Genomic DNA, 15,355 nt, shown 5'->3' with positions numbered 1-15,355 from the left:
GTGAATAGCTCTACAGATGCTAGCTTTCAGGTGATGTATTAAGACTCGCAGTGATATTCTCGTACTGTTGCTTTTCAATCGTTGAGCGTTGTGACGTGACAGTGGTGTCGGTGGTGATTCCTGGTGATGACTGTACTGACGTGTTGCGAGAGCAATCAGGTTTAGACTTAAGTCCACTACCCGTGTAAGGAGCGAAAATGTCGCAAGAAGAACCACGATCGGTTGAACAACTCAATGAAGAGGCCGATATTGCTGCAGACTATTTGGAAGCTTTGCTTGATGTTGCCGATTATGAAGGTGATATTGAATTAGGCATACGAAATAATCGCCCAGTAGTGCAGATCGTAGCGGATGACGACCATGATATTACCAAGCTTATTGGTAGCAATGGTGAGGTAGTTGATGCTTTACAACAGTTGACACGGCTTGCTGTGCAACAAAAGACTGGTGAACGTTCGCACTTGATTCTTGATGTAGATGGCTTCTTGAAAAAAAAGAGGCAGCGTCTTACGGATCTTGCGCTCGATGCGATTGATGAAGTTAGGGAAACAGGGGAATCAGTGGATTTGAAACCCATGAATTCTTTTGAACGTAAAGTGGTTCATGATGTTGTGCGAGAAGAAGGTTGCAAATCGCGTTCGCATGGAGAAGAACCAAAACGATACGTCACGGTGTATATGAAGGCTGGAAGTGCGGAGACACTATTGGATGATTCAGACGTAGTAGATGATGAGGGAATTGCAGCTGAATAGGCCTTATACCTACAACCGTGGTGCATATATTTACAAGAGATGAACAGCATTTAGCGCACAATTGTGACATTTGCGAAGCATATGCCAGTTACACCAATGGATTTTTCAAGTTTTGCTTCACAGAGTAACGGTATTATTTCGATCGTGCACGCGATTACATTCTTCTCCGATATTAAGGGGTTCGATTCTTGACTGTTTCGACAGAGCAGCTACAGGCTGACGATGATGATGTTAGTGGGATTACTAGTCACATAGTGGATGAATTAGAAGACAGTAAACTTCCCCAACAAATCTTGGGAAGTGCCTATGAACCTTTGCAGCTCTTCCATCAGAAACTCATGAGAGAGGGTGAAGCGAGAGGAATAATAGGACCTAGAGATACGCCCATTCTGTGGGAGCGGCATATCTTGAATTCAGCTGCTGTGATTCCTTTTATTGTAGATTCACTCGACAAACAACGGCATTCTCATGGTATAGCAGATTTAGGTTCAGGCGGAGGCTTCCCAGGTATTGTTATAGCCGCTTGCCTTCCTGATGTGCCTGTGACATTGATTGAACCTATGGAACGTCGAATCCAGTGGCTCAACGAAGTAGTTGAGTTGATGCAACTTAAGAATGTGAGTTTATTGCGCGCAAGAGCGGAGGATCTCACTGGGCCACAACAAGGACTATTGCATCAATCGTCTGCTCACGCTTCAAAGCAACAATCCGTTTCTGGTGCTATATCCATGAATCAGACCGATAAGAAAAACTTTACATTTAGTGTGGTTACTTGTAGAGCTGTGGCGCCGATGAGAAAATTGGCCCCTCTTGCTTTGCCGTTATTGCTTCCAGGCGGTCAGCTCATTGCACTAAAAGGCAGAACGGCATCTATTGAACTTGAAAAAGCGCAATCTGCGATTAAGAAAGCGAAAGGAATCCACGCACAGGTTTGTGAAGCTGCAGTTGGAACAGGTCTTGAAGACACGCATGTGGTGATTGTTAGTAAGCGGTAGCTGCAGTGTTTCACGTGAAACACTTAACATGAATGTTTCACGTGAAACATTGTGAGTAGCAAATAGCTACAGCGGTGCTGTTGTTTTTAGGGAATATTGAGACCCAACATTCGGTGTAATGATGAACGTAATTCCAATACACTTATACACATTTTTTAAGAGATATACACATACTATGACGATCGAGTTGTGGATTCATATCTAGATGTTGAAATCTCCAAAAACATTGAAATCTCTCGTGTTTAGGTGCCCTTGAATGTGGCACGTCCTCGATATGTACATAGGAGTTATCCACCGTTATCCACATTCTGTGGTGTTATGTAGCGAAGCATTTTTTACACGCATAATTGATGGATTTCATAGAAGTTTGTATATATCCACTGTCTTGAAGGCATACGGGGTAAAGTCTAGAGTAGTGTGTTTTGGGGTCAATCAGTGATAAGGAGAGGTCTATGGAGTCGGCATCAGACGTATTGAAGAGGATCTTCGGTACATCTCAGCAAAGTTCCATGGGAGCGGAAATTGCCGACCTGACACAGAGGTACAAACGCCTAGAGGCAATTACATTTCCGAAGCCATCAAGTACACGAATTATTGCTGTAGCAAATCAAAAGGGCGGCGTTGGCAAGACAACCACTACAGTGAACCTAGCATCAGCTATGGCTAGCAAAGGGCTGAAAGTATTAGTCATAGATATGGATCCGCAGGGCAATGCCTCAACCGCGTTAGGCGCGCGTCATGGTTCGCAAGACTATTCTATATACGATGTCATCGAATCTCGACATGCCTTGTCGGAGGTGTTTCAGCAATGTCCTGATTTTCAGTCCTTAACTGTTGTACCTGCATCAATAGATCTCAGCGGTGCAGAACTAGAGCTTTCGGATGTTCAGGAACGTCATGCAGTGCTCAGGAAGATATTGAATAGCTATGTTATAGAGCACCCCACCCAATTTGACTATATATATATTGACTGCCCACCAAGTCTGGGTTTACTGGTGCTGAATGCGCTTTGTGCAGCTAAAGAGGTATTAATACCTATTCAAGCGGAATATTATGCGCTTGAAGGTTTGGGACAATTGCTGCACACTATTTCATTAGTACAACATAGCTTTAATAGAACTTTGTCAGTATCAACGATGCTGGTTACGATGTTTGACAAACGTACTTTGCTGAGTCGTGAGGTGTTCGACGAAATTCAAAAGCATTATCCGAAGATTGTATTGAATGCCACTATTCCACGAGCTGTTAAAATCTCGGAAGCTCCTAGTTTTGGTCAAAGCATTATCTCATATGATCCCAAAGGTGCTGGCTCGGTAGCATACCTCGAAGCTGCATTAGAAATCGCTCAGAGGTCTGTGCAAGTCGATGAAGAGAACATCCGACGGCAGCATGCTTCGGATGAGCCACAAGCTAACAATGGCGATAGTGACACTAGACAAGAGGGGACAGTTCAATAACCATGGCATCACGTTCGCGACTTGGGAAGGGCCTTGGTGCTCTATTCCCAGATATTCCAACTGAAAATTCATTAGATGACCAGGACGTCTCGGAATCAGAGCTGGAGCATGAATTACAGATACCGAAGTCTCAGCCAATGGAACAAGCAGCATTTGCTGAGTCAGAAAAAGATGTTTCACGTGAAACATCGAGTAAACGCATGAAATCACGGAAACCAGCAACAGGTGTTGCATCTCAGGCATCGAATACAGCAATAGACAAGACCGTAAATAAGAAACGCACACACGATAAAAGAAGAAGTGTACCCGGGATTGATGAGCTAGCGAGACCTTCCGATGTTTTTTTCGGTGTTTCACGTGAAACACCGGCAATAGAAGTGGCTATCACAGAAGACGATACGGTTAACAAAGAAGCTAAGCCAAAGTCCGATTCAAATAATCATCTCGAGGACAACGACGAGCAAGTGACGCAGCACGCCGGTAGTGAGTCCGAGGACTTACAACCTGTTGCTGGGGGATATCTACGTGAACTCAACATTGATGATATCGATGCAAATTCGCAGCAACCCAGAACGATTTTTGATGAAGAGGAACTTCTGGAACTATCGCATTCGATAACAGAAGTAGGGGTGTTGCAACCTATCGTTGTCCGACAACGTACAGGTGATAGCAAGCATCCGCCATACGAAATCATTATGGGAGAAAGGCGTTGGCGGGCTTCGCAGCTTGCTGGGCTAACAACTATTCCTGCGATTGTGAAAACTACAGCTGATGACGACATGTTACGCGATGCGTTGTTGGAAAATCTCCACCGTGTCGCTCTAAATCCATTAGAAGAAGCTGCAGCATACCAACAGATGATTGACGAATTTGGTTTAACACAAGCTCAGTTGTCGCATTCAGTATCGAAGTCACGCCCACAGATTGCCAACATGCTTCGTTTGTTGCAACTGCCGGGGAATGTTCAAAAAAAGGTTGCTTCTGGCGTGCTTTCTGCTGGTCATGCTCGCGCATTGTTAGGGTTGCAATCCGCTGAGGAAATGGACGTCTTAGCTAACAGGATTATTTCTGAAGGTCTTTCAGTTCGTTCGACAGAAGAAATAGTGGCATTAAAAACTCGCGGTACTGCAGCCAGTAAAGTGACTACAAGAAGCAAAAGAAATAATCTGTGGAGTGACTCACCGATTATGCACAATTTGGAAAATCATTTCGAAACGGCGATCAACATCAAAGGCAATGAAAAACATGGAAAGATTGAAATAACGTTCTCATCACCTGAGGACATGTCACGTATTGTTGACTTGATGCTTGGTAAGGGCGATAACACAACCTCAGGCAAGGATGATTGGATTTAACAATCAAGCAGTGCCGACAGCACACTTAATCGCGTCCTTCAAACATCAACTTCTTCGTTGCAATTCTGACAGATAGTGATGATATATCCGTTGCATAAAGCCGGACTTGACCCTAAATGCTCTCTTGTATAGGGTCAAGCCGGTACATCATATGCTCGGTACTGCGGTTGATGCAGTACTTATTGGATTGAACGTATTCAGATAATGCTGTGCGTCAAGGGCTGCGCGGCAACCAGAACCTGCTGCTGAAATTGCTTGCCTGTATACACGGTCAACAGCATCGCCAGCTGCGAAAACGCCTTCTACTGAAGTATTAGTCGCTTCTGGGGTAGTCAGTATATATCCGTCAGCATCGAGATCAATAACGTCCTTAATGAATCCCGTCTGAGGTGTGTATCCGATCGCAACAAAAATACCCTGCGCTTCGATGGTTGAAGATTCACCAGTTACCGTATCTTTGAGCTCTACGGTAGTTGCCCCACTGTCAGTGCCTGTAATAGATGTAACCACGGTGTTGAGTTTGAAGGAAATATTGGGATTCGCTATTGCTCGATCGACCATGATTTTGGATGCGCGGAAAGCGTCCCTGCGGTGTATCACGGTTACTGAAGACCCATATCGTGAAAGGAAATCGGCCTCCTCCATAGCTGAATCTCCTCCGCCGACGACCACAATAGGACGATCTTTGAAGAAAAAACCATCACAAGTAGCGCAGTAAGAAACGCCGCGTCCGGAGTATTCCTGCTCGCCGGGCACGCCGAGTTTACGATATTCAGATCCGGTAGTAATAATGACTGTTTTGGCTCTGTACTGGGTTCCTGAATCTGTGGTGACAAGTTTAATCGGGCTAGAAAAGTCTACCGAGGTTACATCATCATATTCAATTTCAGCACCAAACTTCTCTGCTTGCACGCGCATATTTTCCATCAGATCGGGTCCCAAAATGCCTTCGGGGAAACCGGGGAAGTTTTCCACCTCTGTGGTATTGACTAACTGTCCTCCAGGGGTGAGTGCACCTGCGATGACCAGAGGTTTATGGCCAGCTCTTCCGAGGTATATAGCGGCAGTGTATCCAGCTGGTCCCGAACCAATGACGATTGCGTCATGAACATCTTGAGTCATGAACTCACCATATCCAACTGCGGTGACTTCGGAGTGGGTTATGCAGTCAGCAATATTTGCAATAGTTCAATACTACGAGGGCACAACAAAGCTTGTTACGCCCTCTTCTGAAAGATCGTTGTACACACAATCCTTAGCGTCTAATTAATTCCGCTGCCCCGTTTCGCGATGCTGTGACAGCACTGATTGCACGAGAGAAGAATACAAGCTTGACAGTTTGCATCCTGCCGCCGTGGCAGATTGTGGTAACAACGAGGTATCCGTCATCCCCGGCGTGACATTTGACTCTAGGAATTGAGGCTGCCCTTTGCGGTCAACAATAAAATCTGTGCGAGAAATGTCTCTCAGACCGAGTGCTCGATGAGCGGTTAATGCTGCTTGCTTGACCGCCTGAAGGGTGTCAGAGTCAAGCCGAGCCGGAACATAGAACTCAGTCGGACCAGGAGTATATCGAGCTTCATAATCATATATTCCACTAGGTGTCTCAATTTCAAGAGGCGGTAGAATCGTGGATTCACCATCAATATCTAGAACAGAAACTGATACCTCAGTCCCCTCAACAGCTTGCTCAACCAATGCGACGCTGCCATATGCAAAGCAGCTGACCATAGCCTGCGGTAGCTGATCTGCTGAAGTAACCATGGAACAACCCAATGCGGATCCACCCATGGTGGGTTTAACGAAGAGTGGCAATCCCAATGCGTTTACGAGAAGATCGATGACTTTACCAGCTCCCAGTTCTCTAAACATAGATTCAGGAAGCGTAACAGAATGTGGAGTGGTAAGACCTGCTTTTCTAACTACATTTTTAGCAATAGGTTTGCTCCAGGCAGTCCTTGAGGCCTTTGCGCGTGATCCTATGTACGGAAGGCCCGTCATTTCAAGAACATCGCGAATTGAACCATCTTCACCGTTTGCACCGTGGAGTAGGGGCCATACCAAGTCTGGACGAGTCGCTGTTGACGATAGGTAGTCTAGGAGGTCGCTGTCCATATCGTGTATGGCAACCTTCCAACCAGCATCCTCCAAGAAACCTTCCACACGATGACCAGAGCTCAAAGAAATGTCACGTTCATGACTGAGACCACCACAAATAACCAAAATAGTAGTGTCTTCAGTCCTTGGAATATCTGAACGATGTGTGCTTGTCGTTTGAGCAGGCTTGTGAACTCCGGCCTCGGTATCAGTATGTGCTTTGGACTGTGCCTTAGCGCCATTGCGTTGGTCTGCCATGATTGCGGCCTCTCCTCGTTTCTGCTTTGTTGTCATTGTGTTGTCCTCGATGCACAGACGTCTCTACTTACTTGGCTGCCGGCCCGGGATGCTCGACGTCTCGAGGATCAGGATCTGCTTTACCACTGGTACCGAAGAGTTCAGCTGTTTCACGCTCTGCATCAATAACCGTAGAAAGTCTCCTGATGCCCTCGTGGATGCGTTCTGGAGTCGGGTAGCAGAAGGACAGACGCATATGGTCGGTACCTTCTCCATTATTGTAGAATGCCGTACCTGCTACATAAGCGACTTTGGCAGTAATTGCCCGAGGCAACATTGCTCGTGAATTCAGACCTTCCGGTATCTGTAACCAGATGTAGAAGCCCCCTTCTGGCTTGTGCCAAGAACAATAGGGCAGATATTCACGTAATGCTGCATCCATCGTGTCGCATCGTTCTTTGTACATTCCGCGATAATCATTAATCTGCGATTTCCAATCAAAGTTATCGAGGTAAGTAGTAACGGTCATTTGGCTCATATTTGATGGGCAAAGAATGGCTGATTCGTTGGCTAGGACCAGCTTATGACGTATGCCTGGAGGCGCTACCATCCATGCCACACGCATACCAGGGGCTATGATCTTGGAAAAGCTGCTGAGGTACACTACATTTTCTGAATCCATAGAACGAAGTGCTGGATAAGTTTTACCTTTAAAACTCAATAAACCGTAAGGGTTATCTTCCACGATCAGTACGTGATATCGCTGGGCGATTTCCAGTATCTTGGGGCGTCGTTCTTCACTCATAGTCGCACCAGCAGGATTATGAAAATTGGGCACAGTGTATAGGAATTTGACTTGCTTGCCGAGTTTGCGTTGCTCCACAATGGCCTGCTCGAAAGCCTCTGGAATCAATCCGTCGTTGTCGAGCAGCACATTCACCACATCAACTTGGAAGGATTGAAATACTCCTAGAGCACCCACATAGTTAGGTGCCTCGGCGAGAATCACATCTCCTGGATTACACATGATTCGAGTAATGAGATCAAGACCAGATTGAGAGCCATTGACGATAACCACGTCGTCGGGTTGCACATCGGTGATGTTTTCTAGTTCCATAATCTGCAGCACATCTTCGCGCAGATGAGGATCTCCCTGGGCGGAGCCATACTGCCAAGCAACATCACCTTTGTCGACAATCATTTTGGCGATTAACTGTGATAGCTCTCCAAAGGGCATGCGTTCTAGGTATGGCATCCCACCAGCGAGTGAGACCACTTCAGGACGATTTGCGACTGCAAAAAGTGCTCGGATCTCCGAAGCTCGCATGGACTCGGCGCGACTTGCGTAGCTGCCGAACCAGGGGTCGTTCTTGATGACCTTGGATGCGGTATTCGGATTTTCCGACATAATCATTGCCTTTCTGCAGAGAAATACAGATTTGGGTGCTGTGCCGTAATCAATATGGTTGAGCACATTACGGCACACTGTATTACAAAGTTGGCTCGGAAAGTAGGACAAATCCCAAGGTGTCACGACTTCGGTACACTTTGGGGCTGAACTTTCACTGTTGTTGCTTACTAGCTACTGATTGAAGACCAGTAGCTAGTAAAGCTAAACCGATTAGTAAACCTGAACCGAATTGAAGTAGAGTCCTCCAGAAGGCGTGGTGTCTAATGGGACCCAAATCACCAAATCCTGAGTAGACACCGGTGAACTGAACTTGACCGTAGTAGTTCCGCTGGCATCAAATGAGAACTGTGCAACTGGTGTGCCCTGATTAGGGGAACTAGCTGTAGAGTTCGCATACACTTGACCCTGCCCACCAGATTGGCGAATAGAAATCACCAATCTACTGACTGATTGTGGTTGAGTCAGATGCACATACCAACCTCGCCCAGATAGACCAGCAGGCTGACTGAGGTAGGTCTGAGTACCTGTGGCGTAGGGTGTGGTGTTTTCTGTGGCTGTCGGTGTTGGTGATGGACTAGGAACAGCCTTGGCTTGCTTGTCATCGTGTGTGACTGTAACCGTACTGCTCTTAGTCGCAGATGCCGAGGATGAAGCTTTTGTGCTGCTGCTAGCAGCGCTGTCTGATGCACTGGCGCTATCCGTGCTTCTGAATGGGACATTGGTCATTTCTGGCCACGTGCTCTTGTTGGTTTCAGTGTCTGAAGAACCGACGGTGGCGTCCAATAGACCGTTCACGGCCCACGTCAATGCACCGACAATAAGCACTATGCCAACGAGTATCGCTAAGGTTCGACCCGAGAATATACCAAAAAGTTTGCTTTCCTTGTTCCCGCTCTCTTTGTCGCTAGTGTCGTTGGTGTCGAAACCATACTCATTATTTGAATCCGGTTTTGGTGAGCGAGGTTTCGGAGTAAAACTCGGCGGCAGAGGTTGCATCGTAGCAGTCATCTCTTGGTTGAGAGCATCTTGCTGTTCTTCAACTTCCTTAATTTTCGCTGCTTGAGCGTGGATGGTCTCAATCGGGATTGACGCTGTGGTTGCGGGGATTTCTCCAGTATCGGTCGGAAGTGTCTCACCGCTCAACGGCTTTGCAGCTCGTAGGTGACTTACATCGAGAGCGCTGGTAGCCTGCTCAGGATAATCGCTCCCGATGGGCTTGATGTATGGGAAATCTTCAAAGGCAGCGAAGAGATCCCCATTCGTGGAATCTGGACGTACCATCTGAACTTCGTCACTTTCAGGGAACAACAACTGGTTGGTTGCCCACTGTGGTTCGGCAGCATTATTCGATTGAGCTTTGGTAGCTGTCCCGAATGAACTTGGAATATCTCTAAGCGCATGACTGTCTGTTGTCCTGATAATGACCTTTTCAACCGAACATGCTCCGTCGTGATCGGGCCATACGATGTCTCGATCGGATAGCTCCTCAGGAGGCGTCCACGTCCCTAGCAAAGCCTCTAGCTCGCCGAGTGTCCGCAGCGGTACTGAAGGAGAGCCATCTGCTCGAGATAGACCGAGGCCGCGTGAACAGATAATGCGGAATTCATCAGGAGTATCGTGCGGAAGAGTCTGCTCTGCGAAGGTCATGCCTTTAACATCAGGAGTTCGTGTCAGCATTGCATACAGAACCGCAGACAGCTGTTTGGTAACCATCTCTTCGGTGATAACGTGACGAGTGCTGGCTCCAAGTGGATCGATGAGCATCGCGCTAATGGGTGCATCGGCTACTTTCACGCCTGATTTGGATAGTCGAATGGTATCGGTGCAGATTGTAGGGTTAACAAGATCTGAGCGTTTGAGAGCTAATAGAGCTTCAGCGATTTCCCCAACAATGGTTCTCATCGCTTCGTTACTGAGTGTGCCTACCTTGGCACCTGCAAGATAATCAGATAGGGAAAGGCCTGCATCCATTGCAGTAATGATTAGTGCAACCCCTTCTGACTCACTGAAGTGATACACAGGGGTGAAATGTTGGTTTCGTGACAGAGCCAAGCCGGAAGCATAGGTACTGCATTGTGTTGATACAGCACCGTCAGTGACAAAAAAGAGTTGGCAATCGCGGGCCAAAACAGCATCATGTGCACGCCAAGCTTGCAATCCTGGCTCGTTGCGTAATGACGCAAGCAGAGCATAGCGATCAATGATGGTGTCTCCGAGTTGCGGTGTCATGCTGTGTTTACTACTTTCGCTATGAGAAGTCTCAACAGTCTGGTTGTCGAGGCTTTGTCTCGTTGACATTCTACCTGTTTCGCCACTCGCAACGGTAGCCTGTTCAGGTGTTTTCACATGGTTCGCTACTAGATTATCTGAGAGTTCAGGCGTATCGAGAACTGGATCTGCACGACGTCGCGAGAAGCCTTTGAGTACCCGCTCGAATTGTTTGCTAACTCCTTGGAAAGCATTGAGTAATTCTTCTGTTTTCATCAGGTACAAGAGGCCGAAGTAAACCACGCCAACAACTATGCACAGCAAGATGCAGATAGATATGGATTGGAACCAGCTCATATGTTCATGACCCGACTGCAGTGAGGCTCCAACGAAACGAGATATGGGCTTTGACAGCAATAATCCGACGAGAATTGAGGCTATCGCTGAAATAAGAATTTTGACATATGTGGTTCCTATTCTCCGCCCATCAACTGATCCTCCGAGTTGTTTGCGAAGCATCCAGATCAGGAATGGGAAGGAGATCACATTACCGAGAGTCATCGAGAGTCCCACCCAACCGGTCCATTGAGCAGGGGGAAGCAATTTTGTGGCCATTAGGACGATACCTACTTGCAAGATATTCGTCATAGCAGCGAAGATAAATGGGTGCAGCCCATCTTCAAGAGCATAAAATGTGCGCTGAACGAGCAGGAATGCCCCAGATATCACCAACCCGTATGACAGCCCAACAAGAGGTTGCGATATCAGCACTGCTTCGTGGATGTTTACTGAAGGCAGTAATGCTCTGGTAATTGGAACAGGCATCACAATCATTGCAACTGAAAAGAATGCCATGAGTAAGCCCACATTGCGTAATGCCTGACTTAGATCGAGACGTGCCTGGTCAACGTGATGCTCAGCAATCGCTTTAGACAGTTTGGGGAACATTGCTGTGGTAACTGAAACGGCAATAAGTGAATAGGGCAGTATGTACAGGGCGAAGGCATTCTGATATGAGCCATTTCCGGCTATGCCGAAAGGGTCATTTCCAGCGAGCGGTGCGCCGTTCGTAATTCGTGCATTGATGACGTTGGCAAGCTGATTGACCACTACGACGCCAAGACTCCACGCTGCTACGGGTCCCATCGAGCGTAGGCCTATTCCTCGTATTCCCCAACGCCAACGAAAACGGAAACCACTGCGGAAGAGTGGGAAAAACAGAATTACTGCTTGGAATGCAACTCCGACGGTCCAAGTGCCAGCTGTTAACGCTATGGTCAACGGTGTCCAGAACTGCATAGGTTGGCGTTGGGCGTTGCCAAACAGCACGATGAACAGGATGAAACCCGCACAACTGATAACATTGGCGCCTACAGAACTCCAAGCGTATGTACCGAATTTGCCTTTAGCTGCGAGTATCTGGCCAAGAATGGTGTACAAGCCATAGAAAAATATCTGCGGCATGCACCACAACGTGAAAGCATTAACAAGTCCCCGTTGCTCTCCGGTCCATCGGGCATCAAGGTAGATTGAGGTGAGTACCGAGGTGCCAAGCATCAAGATGAACGTAATTAGCAGCAGTAATACAACACTAGAAGTTATGAGTTTATTGAGATGATCCTCAGCATGCTTGGATTTTAGAGTACGTACAATTTGCGGTACTAAGACAGCGTTGAAGACGCCACCTGAAATCAGAGTGAACATTACCTGCGGAATCATCGCACCAGTTTGGTAGGCGTTGATAGCAGTGCCTGTAGTCCCCAGTGCTGCAGCAAGCAAAATGGTGCGTATCTGTCCGGTGACACGCGATGCTGCAGTGCCGGAGGCCATGATTACAGAGTTACGTCCGACAGAGTTCATTCGTCAGCATCCTTCTTACGATTAAATTGTCGCCACAGTCCTAACGCGCCAAAGAGTATACCGACACCCAGCAGGATTAAACCACTTTTGTCGCTTAATTGCAGACTGCTGGTGATACGTGTCGATTGCGTTGAGCCAAATTCCTGTCCATTGCGATCTAACAGCACAATCTGCGTTGTGGCTTCTCCTGATGTAGCAACACGGATGGTGAAAGTGACTTGAACTTCTGAGTTTGCAGGAACAGTAGCTTCAGTGATTCGTGATGTGGCAATGATGGTGGAATCCGTTTGCGAGCTGACGCGAACCTGCACAGGGTATGGGTGGTCGTTGCTGATGGTCACCGGCATGCTGGCGGTTTCACTGATCACCGATATTGATTCAGAAGGCGTGATGCTTACACCGTCTAATAACTGATCCGCCAGGGTAGATGATGCCTGAACAAAACGATGTTGCAAACCTGTGCCACTGAAGGTATGTAACGCTAATAATGTCTGTATGGATTTAAGTTGTTCTAGCCAAACAGTGGCGTCACTGTTCTTCTGGTTAGCTGAAGTCGATGCATCACCTCGGGCGAGTGCTTGTGTATCTGAGGTTTGTGAGGAGTCGGATTCATCGCTACTGCTGGTTTTCTTTTGAACGAGAATGGCTGAACCGAAGCGAACAATATCGTTCTGATTACTGGCAAGAGTGCTTAAATACTCATCAATGAGTGCAAGTTTTCGTGATGAAATTCCTGAAGTACTTGGTATGGATTCAGCTGCAGTAGACCCATCTTGGTAGCTGTCTGCGGTATCAAGTGTTTGGAGGTCAGTGAGTTTAATCCAAGAAGCATGTTCCATTGCCGTCATCAAGGCATCAGCATCTTGAAGGTTCTGACTGCTTTCAGAGAAGGTCACCATAAGCACCCTATTCGCATAGGGCTGCTCCATTTGGTATAGGGCGCTTTGAGCCATAAAGCGTGCAAGGCGGCCGGCATCGGTATTTTCTCCATCAGTGTCAGAAGAAGTGGCTTTGCCCTGAGCCAGTCGGCTGAGTTCACGCTGAGCGGCAAGTACGGTAATATCACCATTCTTTGTGGTGATAACGTATTTTCCAGTATGCGCGACCGAAGAATTGTTAGCTTCGTAGTCGCTATCAGCAATCACCGTCGAATACCCAGCTTGTTTGGCGCTTTCTAATGCGGACAAGGTCCACGCCCCCTGCCCCTGCCATGCATAGAACTGTGCGGTTGCTTGTGTATCACCGGTCGCTGATCGTAAAGAGTTCAGTCCTGCTGCGGTATCCCACTGTTTGGTAGTGATACCTGCTTTGCTGTACGAATCTGCGTTGCCCTGTGAATATGCTGTGATATCGAAATCAGACGGTTGCATCACTGCTGTGGTTTGTGGGGGTATCGCGAAGCTGGAAAGATAATTTGGGTCTGCTATGGTTTGCAGCTGAGGATGTTTATTCAGCAAGGCTAGTTGTTGCTGTTGCCGCTCGGTTGCCTGCTTATTCAGGGTGAGTATCGAGTTAGAGCTTACTGAATTCCGCTGAGTATCGGCGGCGGGTGACGCTGTTGATTGGGCGCTTTCATTGCCACTTTTGGTAACTAGATCTACGAGGGTATCGTGGTCAACATTCCACGATTGCGCAGTTAAAGGGAGCACCGCAGTAATCGACAGTGCTGGTGTTTGTGCAGTGGAAAGACCATCGGTTGAGCGTGTGAGGAAGGAATGCACTTGCGTCGGGCGGCCTTTGCCTGTGGAAAAGGACACTAACAGTGGTTTAGGGCCCCAACTGTTCATCACTTTGAGTTCTGTGCTGTCTGCTGTGAGATGTATCGAGATGGTAGTTGATGCGCCTGGTTCAAGAGCTGATACTTCACTGGTGTTGAGTGTATTAGGCGTAGGAATATGAGTATTACCTTCTGACCAGCCTTGCATATCGACGCGCGAAGTGAACGGGTACAAGGCGTTGGTTGAGGTAATTAGCGTGCCACTGCTCACAGTATTCTCAGTGTTATTGGTGATCGAAATTGTTGCGTCAAAACCCGAAGTATCTGTGACCACGGCGGTTGTGGAGAGTAGACACAAACTGAGACTGTCATCATTACACGAGTTGCTGGCATCGTCTGCAGATTGTTCAGCAGCGAAGGCCTGATTGGTATGAGGAGCAAAGAACATAGCGACTGCCAGAAGCAGTATGATAATACGACAAATCGAACGCTGAGTAGGCATGCGCCGAACAGCGTTGTTAAGGGTGGAGTAATGCCCCGGTCTGTGTTCACCAATCATGTTTGCTTCTTGTGTTTCCTTGCGTAGAGCCATGCTATCTTGCGTTCATTAGGATAGCTGAGAACACTGTCTAAGTCGTCAAAATTAACCCATATGGCGTCTTCTGCTTCATGATCAGGGTCACCTTCGACGCTTAAAGTCCCTCCGATTTGCTTTAACACAAAGTGATGGACAAGCTTATGAACTCGTTGAGATGTACCGGTGAACCAATAATCAATAGTGGCAATTGAATCAACAACTTCACCAAGTATTCCAGTCTCTTCGTGAACCTCTCGAACTGCTGTCTCCTCTGGGGTTTCGCCTTTTTCAATATGACCTTTGGGCAGACACCATTCCAAGTGTCCCGAACGAGAATGGCGCGCGATTATCGCTACACGTCCTGCTTGGTCAAATATGAGTCCGCCTGCTGAATATTCTCTGACTACTGGTAAATCTTGAGCATCTAATGATGCAAAGGTTGAAGGGCGAGCCTTAACTCTTTTGGTGGGCATCATTGCAGGGGTCGGTTTAGAATCCTTCTCATCTTGTGTAATGAGATACTCATCTGGCGAGGATTGCGTGGTGAAGCGTAGCGACTCCTCGTCGCCCTCTGCGTAGACATGGTTATCCGCATCGGCGGACGCATGAGCAAGCATGCGCGCGAAGTCTGCGGGCGTAATCATGTCTCCACTTTACGTAAGTTATTGTGCAGGTGGGGTAACGGTATG

The 15,355-nt window shown here is 47.5% G+C and carries 10 protein-coding genes; 4 read left to right on the top strand and 6 right to left on the bottom strand.

Annotated elements, in window-relative coordinates; all coding sequences use genetic code 11:
• Positions 1 to 197: 197 nt before the first annotated feature.
• The 4 genes from LKI20_RS01180 to LKI20_RS01165 all read left to right on the top strand — a co-directional run bounded on the left by LKI20_RS01180 (position 198) and on the right by LKI20_RS01165 (position 4,559).
• Positions 198 to 752: a protein jag gene (locus LKI20_RS01180; protein ID WP_291768725.1), complete on the top strand. Its 555-nt coding sequence runs from the start codon at positions 198 to 200 to the stop codon at positions 750 to 752.
• Between the two features lie 188 nt (positions 753 to 940).
• Positions 941 to 1,747 (top strand): 16S rRNA (guanine(527)-N(7))-methyltransferase RsmG, encoded by an 807-nt coding sequence (gene rsmG, locus LKI20_RS01175; protein ID WP_434734896.1) that lies wholly within the window; start codon positions 941 to 943, stop codon positions 1,745 to 1,747.
• Positions 1,748 to 2,199: 452 nt separating this feature from the next.
• Entirely contained in the window at positions 2,200 to 3,204 is a 1,005-nt protein-coding gene (locus tag LKI20_RS01170) for a ParA family protein (RefSeq protein ID WP_291768722.1), read from the top strand.
• 2 nt (positions 3,205 to 3,206) lie between these two features.
• On the top strand, positions 3,207 to 4,559 hold the full coding sequence (locus tag LKI20_RS01165; RefSeq protein WP_291768719.1) for a ParB/RepB/Spo0J family partition protein: 1,353 nt from the start codon (positions 3,207 to 3,209) through the stop codon (positions 4,557 to 4,559).
• A 147-nt stretch (positions 4,560 to 4,706) separates the two neighbouring features.
• Here LKI20_RS01165 and trxB read toward each other — a convergent pair whose 3' ends face one another.
• From trxB to LKI20_RS01135, 6 genes are all read right to left on the bottom strand, one after another.
• Complete coding sequence (gene trxB, locus LKI20_RS01160) at positions 4,707 to 5,681, bottom strand: thioredoxin-disulfide reductase (RefSeq protein WP_291768716.1); 975 nt, start codon at positions 5,679 to 5,681, stop codon at positions 4,707 to 4,709.
• Between the two features lie 144 nt (positions 5,682 to 5,825).
• The gene (locus LKI20_RS01155) at positions 5,826 to 6,950 is read right to left on the bottom strand and encodes a D-alanine--D-alanine ligase family protein (protein ID WP_291768713.1); all 1,125 of its coding nucleotides are present in this window, start codon (positions 6,948 to 6,950) and stop codon (positions 5,826 to 5,828) included.
• 31 nt (positions 6,951 to 6,981) lie between these two features.
• Positions 6,982 to 8,301, bottom strand: coding sequence for a PLP-dependent aminotransferase family protein (locus tag LKI20_RS01150; protein WP_291768710.1), 1,320 nt, complete (start codon positions 8,299 to 8,301; stop codon positions 6,982 to 6,984).
• 213 nt (positions 8,302 to 8,514) lie between these two features.
• Positions 8,515 to 12,372, bottom strand: a complete 3,858-nt coding sequence (locus LKI20_RS01145) for a murein biosynthesis integral membrane protein MurJ (protein WP_291768708.1) — start codon at positions 12,370 to 12,372, stop codon at positions 8,515 to 8,517.
• Positions 12,369 to 14,648 carry a DUF6049 family protein gene (locus LKI20_RS01140; RefSeq protein WP_291768706.1) on the bottom strand — a complete coding sequence of 760 codons (2,280 nt, stop codon included), beginning with the start codon at positions 14,646 to 14,648 and terminating at the stop codon, positions 12,369 to 12,371. The genes LKI20_RS01145 and LKI20_RS01140 overlap by 4 nt, the downstream gene beginning before the upstream one ends.
• Positions 14,645 to 15,310 carry an NUDIX hydrolase gene (locus tag LKI20_RS01135; protein WP_291768701.1) on the bottom strand — a complete coding sequence of 222 codons (666 nt, stop codon included), beginning with the start codon at positions 15,308 to 15,310 and terminating at the stop codon, positions 14,645 to 14,647. Before LKI20_RS01135 ends, LKI20_RS01140 begins: the two co-directional genes overlap by 4 nt.
• Positions 15,311 to 15,355: the final 45 nt, after the last annotated feature.

The organism is Bifidobacterium sp., assembly GCF_022647885.1.
Taxonomy (GTDB): Bacteria; Actinomycetota; Actinomycetes; order Actinomycetales; family Bifidobacteriaceae; genus Bombiscardovia.
Note: the sequence above shows the minus strand (reverse complement) of the source record. Positions and strands in the feature narration are given on the sequence as shown.